This window comes from Leucobacter sp. USHLN154, from assembly GCF_037145595.1.
Lineage (GTDB): Bacteria > Actinomycetota > Actinomycetes > Actinomycetales > Microbacteriaceae > Leucobacter > Leucobacter alluvii.
In genome coordinates, this window is the sequence record NZ_JBBCXF010000002.1 from 268,968 (window position 1) to 288,303 (window position 19,336).

The 19,336-nt window shown below is 68.7% G+C and carries 17 protein-coding genes; 6 read left to right on the forward strand and 11 right to left on the reverse strand.

What is annotated here, in order from left to right; translation table 11 throughout:
• Positions 1-191: 191 nt before the first annotated feature.
• The 3 genes from WFH23_RS05305 (at position 192) to WFH23_RS05315 (ending at position 5,064) form a co-directional block, all read left to right on the forward strand.
• Positions 192-2,150, forward strand: coding sequence for a S1 family peptidase (locus tag WFH23_RS05305; protein ID WP_336661810.1), 1,959 nt, complete (start codon positions 192-194; stop codon positions 2,148-2,150).
• A gap of 191 nt (positions 2,151-2,341) precedes the next feature.
• Positions 2,342-3,700 carry a MalY/PatB family protein gene (locus WFH23_RS05310; protein WP_336661811.1) on the forward strand — a complete coding sequence of 453 codons (1,359 nt, stop codon included), beginning with the start codon at positions 2,342-2,344 and terminating at the stop codon, positions 3,698-3,700.
• Positions 3,697-5,064 carry an O-acetylhomoserine aminocarboxypropyltransferase/cysteine synthase family protein gene (locus tag WFH23_RS05315; RefSeq protein WP_336661812.1) on the forward strand — a complete coding sequence of 456 codons (1,368 nt, stop codon included), beginning with the start codon at positions 3,697-3,699 and terminating at the stop codon, positions 5,062-5,064. Before WFH23_RS05310 ends, WFH23_RS05315 begins: the two co-directional genes overlap by 4 nt.
• Positions 5,065-5,067: 3 nt before the next feature.
• On the opposite strand, the gene panB is transcribed toward WFH23_RS05315, so the two are convergent.
• The 6 genes from panB to WFH23_RS05345 are packed head-to-tail and all read right to left on the reverse strand — an operon-like array spanning position 5,068 to position 9,583.
• Complete coding sequence (panB, locus tag WFH23_RS05320; protein WP_336661813.1) at positions 5,068-5,913, reverse strand: 3-methyl-2-oxobutanoate hydroxymethyltransferase; 846 nt, start codon at positions 5,911-5,913, stop codon at positions 5,068-5,070.
• A gap of 1 nt (position 5,914) precedes the next feature.
• Positions 5,915-6,787 carry a pantoate--beta-alanine ligase gene (gene panC, locus WFH23_RS05325; protein WP_336661814.1) on the reverse strand — a complete coding sequence of 291 codons (873 nt, stop codon included), beginning with the start codon at positions 6,785-6,787 and terminating at the stop codon, positions 5,915-5,917.
• Positions 6,784-7,509, reverse strand: coding sequence for a DUF2520 domain-containing protein (locus WFH23_RS05330; RefSeq protein ID WP_336661815.1), 726 nt, complete (start codon positions 7,507-7,509; stop codon positions 6,784-6,786). The genes panC and WFH23_RS05330 overlap by 4 nt, the downstream gene beginning before the upstream one ends.
• A 6-nt stretch (positions 7,510-7,515) precedes the next feature.
• Positions 7,516-8,706 carry a UDP-N-acetylmuramate dehydrogenase gene (locus tag WFH23_RS05335; RefSeq protein WP_090152278.1) on the reverse strand — a complete coding sequence of 397 codons (1,191 nt, stop codon included), beginning with the start codon at positions 8,704-8,706 and terminating at the stop codon, positions 7,516-7,518.
• Complete coding sequence (locus tag WFH23_RS05340; RefSeq protein WP_200332234.1) at positions 8,706-9,131, reverse strand: MaoC/PaaZ C-terminal domain-containing protein; 426 nt, start codon at positions 9,129-9,131, stop codon at positions 8,706-8,708. The genes WFH23_RS05335 and WFH23_RS05340 overlap by 1 nt, the downstream gene beginning before the upstream one ends.
• The gene (locus WFH23_RS05345) at positions 9,128-9,583 is read right to left on the reverse strand and encodes an FAS1-like dehydratase domain-containing protein (protein ID WP_336661816.1); all 456 of its coding nucleotides are present in this window, start codon (positions 9,581-9,583) and stop codon (positions 9,128-9,130) included. The genes WFH23_RS05340 and WFH23_RS05345 overlap by 4 nt, the downstream gene beginning before the upstream one ends.
• 121 nt (positions 9,584-9,704) lie before the next feature.
• On the opposite strand from WFH23_RS05345, the gene WFH23_RS05350 reads away from it, so the two are divergent.
• The gene (locus WFH23_RS05350; RefSeq protein WP_336661817.1) at positions 9,705-11,471 is read left to right on the forward strand and encodes an acetyl/propionyl/methylcrotonyl-CoA carboxylase subunit alpha; all 1,767 of its coding nucleotides are present in this window, start codon (positions 9,705-9,707) and stop codon (positions 11,469-11,471) included.
• 71 nt (positions 11,472-11,542) lie between these two features.
• A complete protein-coding gene (locus WFH23_RS05355; RefSeq protein WP_336661818.1) occupies positions 11,543-12,532 on the forward strand; it encodes an LLM class flavin-dependent oxidoreductase in 990 nt (329 codons plus the stop codon).
• 192 nt (positions 12,533-12,724) lie between these two features.
• On the opposite strand, the gene WFH23_RS05360 is transcribed toward WFH23_RS05355, so the two are convergent.
• The 5 genes from WFH23_RS05360 to WFH23_RS05380 all read right to left on the reverse strand — a co-directional run bounded on the left by WFH23_RS05360 (position 12,725) and on the right by WFH23_RS05380 (position 18,036).
• Entirely contained in the window at positions 12,725-13,840 is a 1,116-nt protein-coding gene (locus tag WFH23_RS05360) for an FUSC family protein (protein ID WP_336661819.1), read from the reverse strand.
• Between the two features lie 95 nt (positions 13,841-13,935).
• Positions 13,936-14,241 (reverse strand): biopolymer transporter Tol, encoded by a 306-nt coding sequence (locus tag WFH23_RS05365; RefSeq protein WP_090152303.1) that lies wholly within the window; start codon positions 14,239-14,241, stop codon positions 13,936-13,938.
• Between the two features lie 32 nt (positions 14,242-14,273).
• Entirely contained in the window at positions 14,274-15,803 is a 1,530-nt protein-coding gene (locus tag WFH23_RS05370) for an MFS transporter (protein WP_090152308.1), read from the reverse strand.
• A 70-nt stretch (positions 15,804-15,873) separates the two neighbouring features.
• Entirely contained in the window at positions 15,874-16,371 is a 498-nt protein-coding gene (locus WFH23_RS05375; protein WP_211649207.1) for a MarR family winged helix-turn-helix transcriptional regulator, read from the reverse strand.
• Between the two features lie 90 nt (positions 16,372-16,461).
• On the reverse strand, positions 16,462-18,036 hold the full coding sequence (locus tag WFH23_RS05380; protein WP_336661928.1) for an SDR family oxidoreductase: 1,575 nt from the start codon (positions 18,034-18,036) through the stop codon (positions 16,462-16,464).
• A gap of 1,059 nt (positions 18,037-19,095) precedes the next feature.
• Here WFH23_RS05380 and WFH23_RS05385 point away from each other — a divergent pair.
• On the forward strand, positions 19,096-19,335 hold the full coding sequence (locus tag WFH23_RS05385) for a hypothetical protein (RefSeq protein ID WP_090152312.1): 240 nt from the start codon (positions 19,096-19,098) through the stop codon (positions 19,333-19,335).
• Position 19,336 lies beyond the last annotated feature (1 nt).

The window sequence follows — 19,336 nt, forward strand, 5'->3', positions numbered from 1 at the left end:
TCCGACCGACTTCCACGTTAAACCTGCTCCAGTGGCCTCTTTTGACCATTCGAACACATAGGGGAACACACGTGACACAACGTCGCCCACTCGCGCTTGGCGCGGCCGCGGTGCTCGGTTTCGGCAGTCTCTTCATTGCCGCACCGGCAATGGCAGAGGAGACGCCGACCGTTGACACCACTGCTTCGGCAATGGCAGCAGTTACTGAGATCAACAAGGAAGTAGCTGAAGCACCCGCAGTCGGTGCCGGCACCACGACCGATGGCCAGCCCATCGTGATGGTTGAAGAAGTCACTGCCAAGAACGCCGACCAGATCGAAGCGCTTGCCGCAGAGCACGGCGTCAGCAACGTTGCCATCGTCGGCAACGTGGTTTCGCACGCATCGACCGATATCGTCGCCGGCGCCGGGTACTTCGGCGAGCTCTCCGACGATCGGGTGGGCACCTGCTCCACCGGCTTCACCGGCTTCACGCCTGAGGGCGAACCCGCACTCATCACCGCCGGGCACTGCTCGAGCGATGGCGCGGTCACTGATGTGCAGTTCAGCGATCCCTCCAACGATGCGGCCGGCGGAGAGTTCATCGAGCCCGACGGCAACGGCATCGCCGGAAGCTTCGCCTTCAGCCAGTTCGGTGGAGTGGGAAACACCCCCGGAGCAGAGAACGATCCCAACTCGACCGACATCGCTGTGATCGACATCACCAACGATGCACTGAACCTGCTCCCTGAGGTCACCGACTGGACGACTGCCGCGCAGGACGATCTGTCGCTGAGCACGACGCCGATCAAGTCCGTCGGCCTGCCGCAGTCGGGCACCATCTCGAAGTCGGGCCGCACCACTGGCCTCTCGACGGGTGACACCACCGTGAACCTGCAGTACACCGACGGCAGCATTCGTGCGACCGAGATCCTCGACGGCTACATGCAGGTCTCGAACCGCTGGGTCCACGGCTTCATCGGCGGCGCGACCACCAGCCCCGGCGACTCGGGCGGCGCAGTGTTCCAGGGCGAGACCGCAGTCGGCGTCGTCAGCGGCGGACCGGATGAAGTTCCCGCAGGCACCGATGACTACGCCTGGTACACCCTGCTCCAGCCGGCACTCGGCTTCACCGACGGCTACACCGTCGCACTCGACATCGACGAGCCGGTCGTCAAGACCGACGTCTCGAACGGCGTGGCCGGCGGCAGCGACATCGTCGTGACCGTCCCGAGCAACGCCAAGGAGCTCTCGGTCGGCCAGGGCCAGTCGGGCGAGGTCATCCCCGTCGAGGGCACCGAGGTCTCGTTCACGGCACCCGACGCTCCCGGTGATTACTCCTACTCGCTGGTCGCCCAGAACGGGTTCAGCAAGTCGGAGACCGTCGAGCTGAACTTCGAGGTCGTCCTCGCAGCTCCGACCGTGGCTGACATCGACACCACCGACAGCGACGTCACCCTCACCGGCACCGGCGTCCCCGGCGCTGAGGTCTCGGCAGAGCTCGACGGCGCTTCGTACACCGCAACGGTGGGCGAGGATCGCAACTGGTCCGTCAAGGTCGAGGATGTCGCCATCGGCGAGTACACCGTGACCGCGACTCAGACCTTCGAGGGCGATACCTCGGCGACCGGCACCGGCAACGTCATCGTTCGCCCGACCGCAGTCGAGAACCTCTCGATCGCCAGCGGCAGCAGCTTCGCAGCTGCCGACGCACCGAGCGAGATCTCGGGCACGGGCATCGAGGGCGCAGCGATCAACCTGAGCCTCAACGGCTCGCTCCTCACCGATGCGACCGTTGCACAGGCAGAGGTCGTCGATGGCGCATGGACCGTCGATTTCGGCGGCCAGGCTCCGACCGGTACGCACACCGTCGACGTCTCGCAGACCGTCAACGGCATCACCTCGGTCGTCACCACGATCGTCTTCACGGTCGAGGCCGCACCGGTTCCCCCGGTCGCACCGGTTGACCCGGGCACCCCGGGCGCACCGGCTGATCCCTCCAACCCGGCTGCCCCGGGCGGACAGGGTGGCACCGGCGGAGCAGAGCTCGTCAACACCGGTACCGGCTTCTCGATGCTGCCCTTCGGGCTCGCAGCACTCGGCATGCTGATCCTCGGCGGCGGCGCGATCGTCTTCACCCAGCGTCGTCTGCAGGCCACCGCCGCGGAGTAATCCGCGCATCGGCTGGCGCAGTCGCGCAGCACAGCGGGCCTCGATCTTCGGATCGGGGCCCGCTGTCGTGTTTCCACCCGGCGACCGCACGGCTTCAGGTCAATGGAAGCACCGATGACGTCTCGCGGGTAGATGACGGCCCGTTACTTCGCGGTTCGCGCCCGGAAGCGGCTCCGCGAGACGATGGGGGCATGAGCGACGCAGACTGTGCACCGAGCCCGACTGCCGTCGACCCGTCGGCGCCCCCGTCAACCGGGGCCACTGCCGACCCTGCAGGCGTCCCCTTCGCGGCACTCGATCCTCGCCTCCTCCGTGAGCAGCGCACGAGCCTCAAATGGACGCGTTTCGCCCCGGACGTGCTGCCGCTCTTCGTCGCCGAGATGGATTTCGCGATCGCGCCCGAGATTCAGCGAGCGATGATCGAACGAGTGCAGGCATCCGATCTGGGGTACGTGGACGGCACAGGCGCGCTTGCTCCGGCATTCACCGCATTCGCCCTGGACCGCTGGGGCTGGCATGTTCCGGACGAGCATGTGCATCTCGCCACCGATGTCGCGACGGCCGTCGTCGAGGCCCTGCGCGTCGGGCGCCCGGCCGGTGGGCGTCTCGCGATCTCGACGCCCACCTACCCCGGGTTCTTCGAGATGCTGGAGGAGGTGCCGTTCGAGGTCGTCGAGGTGCCGCTCACGGGAGATGCAGGCGCGGGGACCGATGCCCCAGGCCGCGCCACGAGCGGCTCGGCCGTGCTCGCCCCGCCGGTGCGTCTCGACCTCGCGGCGATCGAGCGCGCCTTCGCAAGCGACCCTGGGATCGACGCCTTCATCCTCTGCAACCCGCACAACCCCCACGGCCTCGTGCATACGCAGGCAGACCTGGCTGAGCTCGCTCGTCTCGCCGCAGCGCATGACGTGTTCGTGGTCTCCGATGAGATTCATGCCCCGCTGACCTTCCCCGGCGCGCGCTTCACCCCGTTCGCTCCGCTCGCGGCCGAGGCTGGAGCACTCTCCGTCTCGACCCTCTCGGCGAGCAAGGGCTGGAATCTCGCGGGCGCGAAGTGCGCGGTGCTCGTCGCCGCCGATGCGTCCGCCAACGAGCTGCTTCGCCGGCTGCCCCCTGAAACCGTCACGCGTGTGAGCATTCTGGGGTTGCACGCGAACGCGGCCGCATTCACCGCGGGGCGAGAGTGGCTCGATCGCGCCATCGCACAGGTCCAGGCGAATGTCGCGCTGCTGACGGACCTCGTCTCACGGCGCCTCCCCGGCGTGCGTCTCGTCGCCCCCGAAGCGGGGTACCTCGTCTGGCTCGATCTGCGAGGGGCCGGGCTGGGTCCGAACCCGTACAGCCGGATCCTGCACGACGCTCGCGTCGCCCTGAACGACGGCGCCGCCTTCGGTGCTGGTGGGGCCGGTTACGCCCGCATCAACGTGGCGTGCGCGCCGCAGACCATCCATGCGGCGGTGGATCGCATCGCGTCGATCCTGCCGCCCTTCGACGGCGGGGCCTCACCGGAGTCCCGCTCGCCCAATCTCGATCTGGAGGAATCCCGATGAGTGAATCAGCCAACGACACCGCCCAGCCGGTCACGGATTGGGAGGGCTACTCCTTCGACACGCGGCAGGTGCACGCCGGGGAGTACTCCGACCGCAACACCGGTCTTCGCGTGCCCCCCATCGCCATGTCCGCAGGGTACGTCTTCGACGACTTCGACGATCAGGTCGACCGGTTCGCCGGACGATCGATCGACCCCATCTATTCGCGCCAGGGGAACCCGACGAATGCGGTCGCCGAGGAGCGCCTCGCGTCGCTCGAGGGCGGAACGGGTTCGGTGGCCGTCTCGAGCGGGCAGGCAGCCATCTCTTCTGCGCTCTTCGCGTTGGCGCAGCACGGCGACCACATCGTCTCGACGGCGTCCATCTACGGCGGCACGCGCATCCTGTTCGGGCGCAGTTTCAAACGGTTCGGCATCGAATTCGATTACGTCTGGGACGCGGATGACGACGCGGAATGGGAGCGCGCGATCAGGCCGACCACGAAGGCGATCTTCACGGAGACGATTCCGAACCCGCGCAACGACGTCACCGACCTTCGACGCATCGCGGAGATCGCGGCCCGCTACAACCTGCCGGTGGTCGTCGACAACACGGTCGGCACGCCAGCACTCATCCGCCCATTCGCGCACGGTGCCGACATCGTCGTGCACTCGACCACCAAGTTCCTCACCGGGCACGGCGCCGCCGTCGGCGGTGCCGTGGTCGACGGGGGGCGCTTCGACTGGGCGGCGGCCGAACGGGCTGGGCGCGCGTACCCGCTCATCACGGCCGCGCCCCGGCCGGGTCTCGGGTCCATGCTCGACCGGTTCGGCACGGGCGCGTATGCACGCGCCGTTCGCGAAGCCGTCGTGAACGACATCGGCCCCTCTCTGTCGCCCTTCAACGGCTTCCTGCTCCACCAGGGCATGGAGACGCTGTCGCTGCGCATGGAGCGGCACGTCGACTCGTCGCTCTCCATCGCCGCGTGGCTCGAGCAGCAGCCGGAGGTCGAGTCGGTCGACTACGCCGGTCTCCCCTCGAACGCATTGCACGGGCTCGCGCTGCGAGACTACGACGGCCGCACCGGCTCCGTCTTCGGGGTCGCCGTGCGCGGCGGCATCGACGGTGCCCGCGCGTTCGTCAACGGTCTGCGCGTCTTCTCGCGCATGACGGGCATCGGCGACACCCGGTCCATGGTGATTCATCCGCTGTCTTCGACCCACGCGACGTTCCCGCAGGAGATCAATGATCGGCTGGGCATCACTCCGGGTCTGCTGCGCCTCTCGATCGGTCTCGAAGCGGTCGACGACTTGAAGCGCGACCTTCGCGCCGGGCTGGATCGCGTCGCCGCACTCGCGACGCCCGCGGTCTCTCTCGCGGGCTGATCGTCACACGCCGAGTTCGGCGCGCGCCGCGGCGAGCGCTTCGTCCGTGGCGGCGTAACGGTGCTCGGGCGCCGGGAACGCGCCGGAGCGCACGTCGGCCGCGTACGCCTCGATGGCGGCGGCGGCATCATCGCCGATGCTGGCGTACCGTTTGACGAACTTCGCGGCCCGACCCTCGGTGATGCCGAGCAGGTCGTGCGCCACAAGCACCTGGCCGTCGGCGTCCCCGGCCCCGATGCCGATGATCGGGATGCTCAGATGCTCCCGCAGGAGCGCCGTGATCTCCGCCGGCACCGCCTCGATCACCAGGCAGAACGCTCCGGCCTCCTGCACGCCGCGCGCCTCGCGCACGAGTCGCGTCGCGGTCGCCTCGGTGCGCCCCTGAGCGCGGAGCCCCCCGAGGGCCGTCGCCGTCTGCGGGGTCAGGCCCAGGTGGGCGACCACGGGGATGCCTGCGGCGACGATCGCGCGAATCCGACTCAAGCGCGGCTCAGAGCCGCCCTCGAGCTTGACAGCGTCAGCTCCGGCCTCCTTCACGAACCGCACGGCCGTGTCGACGGCCTGCGCGTCGGAGACCTCGGTCGAGCCGAATGGAACGTCGCAGACGAGGAACGCCGTTTCGGTGCCGCGACGCACCGCTCGTGCGAGCACCAGCATCTCGTCGGTGGTCACCGGCACGGTCGAGCCGTACCCGAGTACCACCTGAGCCGCAGAATCGCCGACGAGCACCATGTCGACCCCGGCACGCTCCGCGGCGCGCGCTCCCGGGAAGTCGTAGGCGGTCACCATCACGATCGGCTCGCCGGCCGAGCGCTTCTGTGCGAACGCGGGAATCGTCACCTGTGGCATGTCAGTGCTCCTCGATCACATCGGGCGGGGTCAGCAGGGTGTTGTCGATGAGCCTCACCGCACCGACTCGTGCCGCGATCGCGCAGAGCACGGGCCCGGCGATCTCTGCGACGGGCACGAACGAGTCGGCGTCGACGAACGCCACGTACTCGGGGGCGATGCCGCCGGCGGTGAGCACGGCGACGACTCGCGCGTGCACGTGCTCGACCCGAGTCTCCCCCAGCGCGAACGCCGTTTCGGCGGCTTCGAGCGCGCGCGGGATCGCTGTGGCCTGCGCTCGTTCCTCGGCGCTGAGGCGCACATTGCGGCTCGACATCGCCAGGCCGTCGGCGTCGCGCACCGTCGGGCACGCGACGATCTCGGTGGGGATGCTCAGATCGGCGACCATGCGGCGCACCACCATCACCTGCTGAGCGTCCTTCTGCCCGAAGTAGGCGGTGTCGGCGTCGACGGCCAGCAGCAGCTTCGACACGACGGTCGCGACGCCGTCGAAGTGCTCGGGCCCTCGGCCCGCGGCTTCGAGCGTCTGCGTCAGCGGTCCGCCCACATGCACGGTCGTCGCGAAGCCGTCCGGGTACAGCTCGGACGGCTCCGGCGCGAAGAGGATGTCGACTCCGGCGGCCTCGGCGAGTGCCGCGTCCGCGGCCTCCTGTCGCGGGTACCGCTCGAGGTCGGAGAGTTCCGTGAACTGCTTCGGGTTGACGAAGATCGACATCACGACGAGATCGCTGCCGTGCTGAGCGGCGCGCACGAGCGAGAGGTGACCGTCGTGCAGCGCCCCCATGGTCGGAACGAGCCCGACACGGGCGACTCCGTCCGTGCGCGCCAGTCGCACCGCTGCACGCACTCCGCTCACGCTGCGTACGATCTTCATTCGGCCTCCTCCGCCGGCGCAGCGGGCTGATCAAGCAGTCGCCGGCTCGCGTCCACCATCGCATCGTACAGGGCGACATTCGCCGGATCGCGCTCCCCGATCGCCGCGCGTTGCAGCGCAAGCGTCTCGTTGTCGCCGCGGACGACCGGGCCGGTGAGCGCTTCCGCTGGCCCGAGTCGCGCCCAGTTCGCCAGCGACCGTTCGGCGAGCGGGATCAGCGCTTCCCGCGGGACGCCGGCCGTCGCCGCAACCCGATCCGCAGTCGCCGCGAGCACGACGAGGAAATTCGCCGCGATCGAGGCGGACGCGTGATACGCCGCGCGATCCTCGTCGCGCACGCGGAACACTCGCAACCCGAGCAGGCGAGCGACCTCGGCCGCGGCGTCGACAGCGCGCTCCGTCGATCCGTCGATCGCCGCCCACGCCCCTTCGAATCGCGTGCGCACACCGGCAGCTGAGAGCAACGGGTGCACGCTGCAGGCGTCATGCCCGACCAGAGGTGCGAGCGTCGTGATCCCCGACAGGTGGCCGACGATCGGCCCCGGCGCGATCATCGCCGATGCTTCGGCGATCGCAGCATCCGGAACGGCGAGGAGCACGAGATCTGCACCCGCCCCGTCGGCGCCTCGACCGCCGATCGGAAGCATCGCGGCTCCGGCCGCTCGCAGGGCGCCATCGATCGCTCGGCCCATGCGGCCACCGCCGACGACCTGAATGCGCATCGCCGCCTACAGCTCGAGACCGTACAGGTTCGGCTCGGGGGCCAGGATCACCCCGAACTCCTGCTGCACCCGCTGCACCACGAAGCGCGCGAGCTCGGCGACGTCGCCCGCACTCGCCCCGCCCTGATTCGTGATCGCTAGGGTGTGCTTCGACGATATCGCGGCACCGGATCCCGGCAGCCGGAACCCCCGCCGCACCCCGGCACGATCGATGAGCCAAGCGGCCGAGAGCTTCACCATGCGCTCCGGCGGCGGCGGCGGAACGCGCACGGGCAGCCCGGCCTCGAGCTCGGCGAACGTCGTGATCGCGTCTTCGGGCTCGGGCACCGGCTGCGGAAACCTCGGAGCGCTCTCCGGCAGCTCGCGCGCGAAATGCTCGGAGACGATCGGGTTGGTGAAGAAGGAGCCGCAACTCCAGGTGTCGTGATCAGCGGCGTCGAGCACCATCCCCTTCGATGCCCGCAGCCGCAGCACGGAATCGCGCAGATCCCGGATCGGCACGCGTTCGCCGAGTTCGACGCCGAGCGCACTCGCGAGCTGCTCGTAAGCGATGGGCTCTGAGAGCACCTCTGGTGCCGCGTGCGCTCGCCGGCCCGGGGATTCCTCCCCCACGCTCAACACGATGTCGATCGACAGAACGACGCCTTCGAGCCCCTGCTTGATCGCCGAGTCGCGATAGGCCAGGCCGAGCGCGTCGGCCGGGATCCGGCGGGCGTGCCCGCGCTCGCGGTCGAGGAACTCGATCGAGTGGAGCACGTCCGAGAGCTCCTGGCCGTACGCTCCGATGTTCTGCACCGGCGCGGCTCCCGCCAGACCGGGGATCCCCGAGAGAGCCTCGACGCCCGACCAGCCGTTGTCGACGCAGGCGGCGACGAGGTGGTCCCAGTCGTGCCCGGCCTGCACGCGCAACCGGATCTTGCCTTCGGGGAGCGCGTCGTCCGCGACGGGTGCGATCCCGTTCGTGCGCACGAGCAGCACGGTTCCGGCAAAGCCGTCATCATGCATCACCGTGTTCGAGCCGCCGCCGAGCAGCATCCACGGCTCATCCGTATCCCAGAGGCCCTGCGCATAGGCGACGAGCTCATCAACGGCGTGCGCCACGAGCACGCGCTCTGCCGGCCCGCCCACGCGCATCGTCGTGAGCTCCGAGAACGGGGTGCCGTCACCCGCGGGCTCCGGACCGATCTCGGGAAGCATCACGCGAACGCCGCCACGAGCTGCGCCTTGCCGAGCACGGTCGCCCCGTCGAACGTCACCCGGAGGTCGATCCGCGCGGTGCGCGCATCGGCGTCCACCGCGCCGACCGTCGCGGTCACCGTGACACGGGCGCCGTCGACGGCATCCACGGGCACGGGACGAGTGAATCGGGACTGGAAGTCGCGCACGCTACCGCTCGTGCCGAGCCAATCGGTCGCGACCGAACCCGCGATCCCCATGGTCAGCATGCCGTGCGCCAGCACGCCGGGAAGTCCGACCGAGACCGCGATGTCGTCGCGGTAATGGATCGGGTTGAAATCTCCCGAGGCTCCCGCGTAGCGGACCAGGCGATCACGCGTCAGCTCGAACTCTCGCTCGGCGACGACGTCGCCGGTCGACAGGGATGCGAAATCAGGCGCGGTCATGCGGTCTCCTCCTCAGCAGCACGTACGACGAGCGTCGAGGTCGCCGTGACCACGTGCTCACCCGCAGCATCGACGACATCGCTCGATGCAGTCACCATCGAGTGGCCGCCGAGCTGCTTCACGGCGGCGATCGTCAACGTCGCGGTCAGTTCATCTCCGGCGACGATGGGCCGCGTGTAGGTGAACCGCTGGTCGCCGTGGACGACGCGCGAGAAGTCGACGCCGGCTGCATCATCGGCGAGGAGCTGGGCGAGCGTCGCCTCCTGCACCACGACCGCGAAGGTCGGCGGTGCGACGACATCGGCGTACCCGGCAGCACGAGCCGCCTCTGCATCATGGTGCAGCGGCGACGCACTGCACACGGCGCGCGCGAACTCGCGCACCTTCTCGCGCCCCACGAGATAGGGAGCGGTCGACGGATACACCCGGCCTGCGATCTCTGGATTCACCACGGTGCAAGTGTACCGAGCGGTGCTTCTGACGCGCATACAGGCTGATTCCGGTAACGAATCACGAAAAGGTTTGTGCGATATATCCAAGGCTCCGCCCCGGCCCTCGAATAGGCTGTACCTCATGTCGCGCATCCGTAAAGTGCTCATCGCCAACCGCGGTGAGATCGCCGTCCGTATCATTCGAGCTGCTGCTGACAGCGGAATCGCTTCGGTGGCGGTGTACGCGGATCAAGATCGGGACGCGATGCACGCGCAGCTCGCCGACGAAGCGTACGCGCTGGGCGGCACCACGAGCAGCGAGACGTACCTCGTCATCGAGAAGATCCTCGGCATCGCACGGCGTTCCGGCGCCGATGCGGTGCACCCCGGGTACGGCTTCCTCGCAGAGAACGCCGATTTCGCGCGCGCCGTCATGGATGCGGGCATGACCTGGATCGGGCCGGGCCCCGACGCGATCGAGCGTCTCGGCGACAAGGTCTCGGCACGCCACGTCGCGGAGAAGGTCGGCGCACCGCTCGCCGCCGGCACGAGCGACCCGGTGCAGAACGCCGACGAGGTGCTCGCCTTCGCCGACGAGGTCGGTCTCCCGATCGCGATCAAGGCGGCGTTCGGCGGAGGCGGCCGTGGCCTGAAGGTCGCATACGAACGAGACGAGGTCGCAGAGCTCTTCGAGTCGGCGACCCGTGAAGCCGTGGCCGCCTTCGGTCGCGGCGAGTGCTTCGTCGAGAAGTACCTCGAGAAGCCGCGCCACGTCGAGACGCAGTGCCTCGCCGATCAGCACGGCAACGTCGTCGTCGTCTCCACCCGCGACTGCTCACTGCAGCGTCGGCACCAGAAGCTCGTCGAAGAGGCGCCCGCCCCCTTCCTCACCGATGACCAGAACGCCCAGCTCTACGCGGCGTCGAAGGCGATCCTCGCGGAGGTCGGGTACGTCGGCGCGGGTACCTGCGAGTTCCTCGTCGCGAAAGACGGCACGGTCTCCTTCCTCGAGGTCAATACGCGCCTCCAGGTCGAGCATCCCGTTTCCGAGGAGGTCACCGGGATCGACCTCGTGCGCGAGCAGTTCCGCATCGCTGAGGGCGGCACCATCGACTACGCCGACCCCGAACCCCGCGGTCATTCCTTCGAGTTCCGGCTGAACGGCGAGGATCCCGGGAACGGATTCCTCCCCGCCCCCGGGCCGGTCGCACTGTTCAAGCCGGCCGCCGGGCCGGGCGTGCGCATCGACACGGGCGTCGCGTCGGGCGACGTCGTCTCCGGCGCCTTCGACTCGATGCTGGGCAAGCTGATCGTCACCGGCGCGACCCGCGAGGAAGCGCTGGAGCGCTCTCGCCGCGCGCTCGACGAATTCGAGATCCAGGGCCTGCCAACGGTGCTGCCGTTCCACCGCAAGATCGTGCGCGATCCCGCGTTCACCGCGCCCGACGGCACGTTCGGTGTCTACACCCTCTGGATCGAGCGCGAGTTCGAGAACGACATCGAGCCCTGGGAGGGCGAGGTGCCCCCGATCGGTCAGGACGCGAAGCGCCGCAGCGTCACCGTCGAGGTCGAGGGCCGCCGTGTCGAGGTCACGATGCCCGCCACGCTGCTGCCCCTCGTCGACCAGGAGGTCACCCGCGGGCCCGCACCCCGCCGCGCCAAGGGAGCCGGCATCGCCGCTTCGGCCGGCGACGGCGTCGCTGCGCCGATGCAGGCCACCGTCGTGAAGGTGACCGTCGCAGACGGCCAGGAGGTCGCAGAGGGCGATCTGCTCCTCGTACTCGAGGCCATGAAGATGGAGCAGTCGATCTACGCGCACCGTTCGGGCGTCGTCGCGGGCGTCGACGCGCCGGTCGGCCAGACGGTCTCGAACGGTCACCTGCTGCTGTCGATCATCGACCCGGCCTGAGTTCAGCTGACGGCGTACGCCTGAGGCCGCCGCCATGGAATAGGCGCTGATCGAGCGGGGTTGCACTCACCATGACTGCAACCCCGCTTTCGATTCTGGATCTGGCGACTGTCGAAGCGGACGGTACGATCGCCGACGCATTCCGGCACTCCGTCGACGTCGCACGACTGGCGGAAGCCAGCGGATACCGCCGCATCTGGTACGCCGAGCATCACAACATGCCGTCCATCGCTTCGAGCGCGACGTCCGTGCTGATCGCCCACATCGCGTCCCAGACCGCGTCGATCGGCCTCGGCGCGGGCGGCGTCATGCTCCCGAATCACTCCCCGCTCGTCATCGCCGAGCAGTTCGGCACGCTCGCCGAGCTCCACCCCGGGCGCATTCATCTCGGCCTCGGTCGCGCCCCCGGAACGGACGGTGCGACATTCCGCGCGCTCCGCCGCACCTACGAGGCGGCGGAGAGCTTTCCGAGCGACGTCGCGGAGCTGCAGCGGTACCTCTCGGACGAGCTGCCGCGCAATGCGGTGAACGCGTACCCCGGGCGCGGAACGCGGGTACCGTTGACGATCCTCGGATCCAGCCTGTTCGGCGCGAGTCTTGCCGCGCAGTACGGCCTCCCCTACTCGTTCGCGTCGCACTTCGCGCCGCAGGCGCTGAAAGCGGCCATCGACCACTACCGCTCCCAGTACGTGCCCAGCGAGGCCCACCCCGAACCCTACGCGAGCGCGGGCATCAACGTGGTGGCGGCCGACACCGACACCGCAGCGGAATCCCTGTTCGCACGGGCCGAGGTCGATCGTGTGCGGCGCTTCCTGTCGCGCGGCCGTGAACGAGAGCTCACCTTCGACGAGGCGTCGCAGCTGATCGAGACGCCCGCCGGGCGGGAGATCCGCGGCATGATGCAGTACACCGCCATCGGCGGCCCCACTCGCGTGCACGAGGAACTCGAGGCGTTCGCGAAATTCGCCGATGTCGACGAACTCGTCACGGTGCACATCGCGCCGACCCGGGCCGAGCAGCTCGAGTCCGTGCGCATCGCCGCAATCGCGTCGCAGGCCTAGGCCGGCCGGCTCGACTCGGTTCTCCCGAGCCGCCCGATTCGCCCGATCCTCCCGCTCCGTCCGAGCCGGGTCACTTGGAGAGGGTGTCGCCCCGTCGACCTGGCGCAACACACTCCCCAAGTGACCCGGCTGCGGTGGGGATTGCCGCGGAAGCGCGGAGGCACAGCAGCGCTGCCGATCGGCGGCCCGGCCTCACTCCACCGCGGCGCTCGACTCCTCGATGCGCTCGTCGATGCGCCCCAGCATGCTGCGGAGCGCGAAGACGATGGTGCCGAAGCCGGACTCGGTCTCGGCCCGCTCGAACACCTCGCCGACATCCTGCACTGCGGCGGCGTACGCCTCCCGCGCCTCATCGACATCCACCGACGTGTTCCACGCGCGGATGTACTCCGCGAGTGCGCTCAGCGCTCGACCGAGCGAATCGATCGCCTCGTCGGGAATCGTCACAGCCACGGGCTGATGCCAGATCGCGCCCCCGAGCGCGTCTGAGATATCGGCGAGCCTGAGCCCGACGTAGCGCAGCGCCTCGATATCGGCGTCATCGCTCGACGCGTCGAACCGCCGCCACAGGTTGCGCGGATTGCCGCGACCGCTCTCCTTCGCCTCCCGCACCATCTCCTCCGCGTCGTCGACGGAGCGCTGACGACGGCGGGCGTCGTCGAGCCAGTCGGCGCGATCCGGCGGCCACGCCGTCGTGAGCACCGTTGCGAGATCTTCCGCTGCGGCGGCGAAATCGCTCTTCAAGTCTGCGATGCGCGATCGGGCGTATCCGTACATGAGCGGCGGGATGAACACGAGGTTGACGACGGTGCCGACGAACAAGCCGATCCCGAACTGTGCGACGTACCCCGCGACGTAGGAGTCGGGGTCGCCCGCGCCGATGATCACGACGAACACCGCGGCGATAGCGACGTACGATCGGCCCTCGCCCAGCTTGCGCACGCCCGCGATGAGCATGCCGAGGCCGGCGGCGACGGGCGCGCGCACGTACCAGGGACTGCCGGTCGCGACGAGCACCCATCCGATGCCCAACCCGATGACGATGCCGGTGATGAGCTCGACGCTCGTGCGCACCGAGCTCACGATGGTCGGCGCCACCCCGAGCAGCGCGCCCAGCGGGGCGTAGTACGCGTACTCGTTCAGTTCGCCCGGGAGCAGCCGCCCGATCAGCCAGGCGGCTGTCACCCCGATCGCGGCTTTGAGCGCGAGGAGGAGGCGAAAGCGCGTGAAGATCGGTCGCGCGGTGTTCAGCCCGCGGCGCAGCACGACCGCCACGCGCGAGGTCTCGGTTCGCTCACCATTCGGCACAGGATGAGCATGCCCGGGCGGGGGCGGTCGCAGACACCCCCTTGGTCACCGTGGACGGACGTGCTAGCCCCCGTTCCGCCGTCATGCTCCCGTCGTCAGTCCTCCTGCAGGCGTCGCAGCCGATCCTCCGCTCGCGAGACGCGGTCGCCCTCGTCCATCTCCCACCATGCGGTGCCGCGTTCCCCGAGTCCCTCCTTGGCGAGCTGCACGCGGTCCCTGAGGGCCGCGCGCCCTGCGTCGTCGGGGGCGGTGCGAATGCGTGAGCGCGCGCTGCCCAGTTCCGACTTCAGCGGCGCTGTGAGGCGTTCGGGCAGTGCCGGGTCCATGGCTCGCCATCGGCGTCCGCCGACGATGATGTACCGACCGTCTGGGGTGCGCTCGGGTCCGCTGGTTGCGTTCATGGTTTCGATGCGGATCGCGTGCGGCCGGATCGCTACGCCTGGTCCGAGGTTCGCTCCGGGAACAACTCGTCGAGGTCGAGATCCGGGTTCGTGTCCTGTCCTTCCACGAGTGCAGCCGCTTCTGCATCGGTGCCGACGCTGGGCATGGCGCCGGGAAGCGGGCGCCGTGCGGATTCCTTCAGCAGAGCGACGGCGACGAAGCCCGCGATCGAGGTGCCGATCACGTAGAACGCCGGTGCGAGCGCCGACCCGCTGAGCTGCACGAGCGATTCCATGATCACCGGCGCGGTCCCCGCGAAGAGTGCGACGGAGAGGTTGTACGAGATACCCATTCCGCCGTATCGCGATGAGGTCGGGAAGAGCGCGGGCAGCGAAGACGCAAGATTGGCGACGTAGAAGGTCACGGGCACTGCGAGCAGGGCGAGCCCGAGAAGCGTCGACCACGTCTCGCCGTGCATCATGAAGAGGAAGGCCGGAACGGCGAGGACGATCGCGGTGCTCGAGCCGATAAAGAGCACCTTGCGCCGACCGATCCGGTCGGAGAGCCTGCCGGTGAGCGGGATGCACAGGGCCATTCCCACGAGCACGGGCAGCGTCAGGAGATTGCCGTGCACTTCGTCGTAGCCGAGGGTCTGGGTGAGGTAGGTCGGCATGTACGACGTGAGCGCGTACCCGACGGTGTTCGCGGCGGCGACGAGCACGAACGCGGTGAGCAGCTCGCGCCAGTACGCGCGGACCAGCGCGAGCACGCTCTTCGGGGCTTCCGGCGATGCCTCGGCGGATTCCGTGGCGCGCTCCGCCGCGTCGCGCGCCTCCTTGAACGCTGGCGTGTCTTCGATCTTGAGGCGGAAGTAGATCGCGATCAGGCCGAGCGGCAGCGCCACGAGGAACGGGATGCGCCAGGCGAAGCCTTCCATGGCCTCTGCCGAGACGGTCAGCTGCAGGATGGAGACGAACGCGGCGCCGATCGCGAACCCCAGGTACGAACCCATGTCGAGCAGCGAGGCGTAGAAGCCGCGCGTCCGATCGGGTGCGTACTCGGTGATGAAGGTCGTGGCCCCGGCGTATTCGCCGCCGGTCGAGAATCCCTGCGCGAGCTTCAGCACGATGAGGAGGATGGGGGCGAAGACGCCGATGACCGAGTAATCGGGCAGGACGCCGATGAGGAAGGTCGCGGCCGCCATCATGATGAGCGTGAACGCCAGCACCTTCTGCCGACCCATTCGGTCGCCGAGCTGGCCGAGCACGACGCCGCCGAGCGGGCGGGCGACGAAGGTGACGGCGAAGACGCCGAGGGAGAAGAGCGCCTGCGCCCCTCCCGAGGCGTCGGGGAGGAACACGCGACCGATGATGACCGCGAGGTACCCGTAGATCCCGATGTCGTACCACTCCATGAGGTTGCCGACGACCGTCCCGGCGATCGCGCGCTTGAGCATGGGGCGATCGACGACGTGGACATCGTCGACGGTGAGCCGCCTGGGTTCAGCGCTCTTCGCCTGGAAGCGAGCGAGCCATCCTCGCCAGAAGGCTCCGGCGCCGTTCGACTCGGGTGGGATGTGCATGCGCTGCTCCTTCGGTTTCCGCATCGATGGAAGGCGAATGCGAGACCACGGTGATGGAAGGGTTGAGAGGTCAGTCGAGTTCGTCGAGCGCTCGGGTCAATCGTTCGAGCACCCGCGCCGCCGTGCCGGCATCCGCGTCGTCGATCTCCTCGATCTCGGAGACGAGCGCGGCGTGGTGACGCATGAAGATCGCCTCGACGTTGGAGATCGCCGTTGCGGTGGGCCGCAGGTAGTGGGCACGACGATCGCTGGGGTGCTCGACCCGCGCGACGAGGTGCCGCTTCACGAGTCGATCGACCACGTTGGTCACGTTCGCGCTCGACGTGCCGAGCATGCCGATGAGGTCTTTCGGCCCGAGGTTTCGCTCGTCCCTCGTCGCCTGCACGAGGTATCGGAGCGCACGCAGGTCGAGATCGGAGAGACCCGAGAGCCCGAGCGCTCTGGCTTCTTGGCGCTGCTCCGCCCGGCGCATCCGCAGCAGCGCGGCCGAGAGCGCCCGTCCGGCTTCCGAGGCGGGCTCGGGCGCGTACAGGTGCTCCGATTCGTTCAAGATGATGTTCTGCGGCATCGTCACCCCTCCAGCAGGCGCCACTCCATTTCGATACTCAGCATATTACACAAGTTATATGCAGTCTAATCGCTGAATCAAAAGGTCGTCTCAGCTATCAGCGCCACGACTGCGCTCCTCCTCCGCCAGACCGACGATGCGCGCCACCATGCCGCTGAAGATCAATCCGTGGAAGGGCAGCATTGCGAGCCAGTACAGCCGGCCCGCGAGTCCGCGCGGGAAGAACACCGCGCGTTGCCGATACACGGAACCGCGGCCCGTCGGCTCGACGGACAGTTCGAGCCACGCCAGCCCGGGAACCCGCATCTCTGCACGGAGTCGCAGCAGACGGCCGGGCTCGATCGACTCGACGCGCCACACATCGACGGCGTCGCCGACGACCAGCCGGGTGCGCGAGCGCCGCCCGCGCTGCAGCCCCACACCCCCGGTGATGCGGTCGTACCAGCCGCGCAGCGCCCAGAGCCGCGGTGACGAGTACCAGCCGGTCTCACCGCCGATCTGCGTGATCACCGACCACACCGCATCGGGGGACGCCGTCGACTCGCGCTCGCGCTGATCGGTGAAGACGGTGCGCCCCGCCCACTCGGGGTCGCTCGGCAAGGACTCGCTCGGTGCAGCGACGCGAGCGTCGACCCAGCTCGTCTCGACCCCGTCGACTTCGATCCGGCCGAGCGCGAGCCGCACGGCTTCGCGATAGGGAGTCAGGCCGTGCTCCGGTTGCGGCAGGATCGCATCGACGTCGTGGTTCTGCATGACGCAGCGATGCTGCAACGACTCGACGAGCGGCCGGGCGATCGACGTCGGCACCGGCGTCACCAACCCCACCCAGTGCGAGGCGAGCCGGGGGGTCAGCACCGGCAGGGATGCGATTCCTCGCTGCGGCAGACCCGCCTCGACGGCATACCCGTTCATCATCTGCCCGTACCTGAGCACGTCTGGCCCACCGATGTCGAGCGCTCGATTGACGTCGTGCTCCACCCGTGCCGCGGCGAGCAGGTAGTGCAGCACATCCCGCACCGCGATCGGCTGGATGAAGTTGCGCACCCATTTCGGGGCCGGCATGTACGGGAGCACCTCCGTGAGATGGCGCACCATCTCGAACGATGCGGATCCCGATCCGATCACGACCCCGGCTTGCAGTTCGAGCGTCGGCACTCCCGAGGCGAGCAGAATCTCTCCCACCTCTGTGCGAGACGCAAGATGGGGAGAGAGCCGCACCCCCTCGGGGTGCAGGCCCCCGAGGTAGACGATGCGCGACACCCCGGCCTCGCGCGCCCGTGCGGCGACATTCTCGGCGATCTCGCGATCCTTCTCGGCGAACTCCGCCCCACTCGACATCGAGTGCACCAGGTACACGATGATGTCGACGTCGCGCACCGCCCTGGCCATCGCCTCGGCATCGCCCGCGTCGCCGACCTCGATCTCCGTCTCCTCCGACCACGGATAGGCGCGGATGCGCTCTTCCGAGCGAGAGAGCGTGCGCACGCGATATCCCGCATTCAGCAGACGCGGCATGAGCCGCCCGCCGAGATACCCGGTCGCTCCGAGCACGAGCACTCGCGGCATCTCCCCATCGGGGCGAGGGATCGCACGAAGCACTTCTTCCTGCCCGGTCGGGGCACTGAGGCCCTCTTCGCCCCCTGAACGATCTGCGCTGCTCTTCATCCGCTCCCCCGCATCATCGGCCGAGACGGTACCCGTCTCGCGCTCCACCCCATGATCCGCGAATTCCCGCACGACCGCGATGGTCTTGACATTGTCGAGGACGCGAAAGTGCCCTCCCGTGTCGATCGGCACGTTGCGCGCTCCCGCGAGTTCACTGCCCTCGGGAATGTGGGGGTCGAACCGGGCGTAGACCGAGACGATGCGCGCATTCACCTCAGGAGCCTCGGCGAGGAGCACGATGGTCGGGTCGACCGGGGAGAACGCACGCAGGGTGCGCCCGAGCAGGTATCGCGCGTATCGGGATCCGCCGAACGGAGCGGCGACGGCCACCATGGACCACACCCGGTCGGCGTGCCGCCCGAACGCCATCACGTGCTTGCCGATGAGCCCGCCCTTGCTGTGCGCCAGGAGCACGACGTCGGCCAGCCCGGCCGCGGCGAGATACTCGTCCACGATTCGCGCCCCCTCGGCGACGGGAACACGGTTGTTGCGCAACGGGTCGAGCACGTGCACGGGGTGCCCGTCGCGATGCAGCCGTCGGATCAGCGGCAGCATGAACCGCCAGGGCTCGTACACGCCGGGAATCACGACGACCGGCGATTCCGAGCCGTTCAGGAAATCGCGCGGACCCGAGCGATCCCAGAGCGCGCGAGCCTGCCGGCGCACCGCGTAGACATAGTCAGCGGCCCACCAGGCCAGGCGCCGCACGGTGCTGAAGCGGCGCTCGGCCGGGGCGCTCGTCGACGCGCGAGGCGCTGGGACTCGCGGCGCGTTCGTGTTCGTCGTTTCCCCCCGAGATCGTCATCGCACCGCGGCCCGAGGTCACTTGGTCGCCGTGGCAGTACGTTCTTGCTCGCGTGCGACGGTATCGCGCTCAGGCCCGCGTGACAAGCGCCAGGCCTCCCACATCGCGGCCGACACGGGGGCATGGCGCGACCCATCCTGTCGGCCGTGGTACGCGCGCGATAAGATTGCTGCGGGCGACTCGCGTCGCCCCCTCGCTGTGGCCCATCGCGTTCTGTGCGACTTTGTGTCGATGGCATTTTTGAAAGGTACGCAATGAACGTCAGTACGAGCAGCCTCGCGGGAGCGATCACGTGGGCGAGAATCGAAGACGATTTCTTCGTCGGGAGCAGGGACGGCGAGTTCCTCGGCTTCATCGATATCGAGGAATCCGGCATGTACGTGGTCTGCAACCAGTTCTCTCGTCCGGTCGGGCAGTACTCGGAGCTCGACAGCGCGATGGCCGCGCTGAGCGACGCATCGCTCGCCGCTCTCGAACAGACAGGAGTCGCCTGAT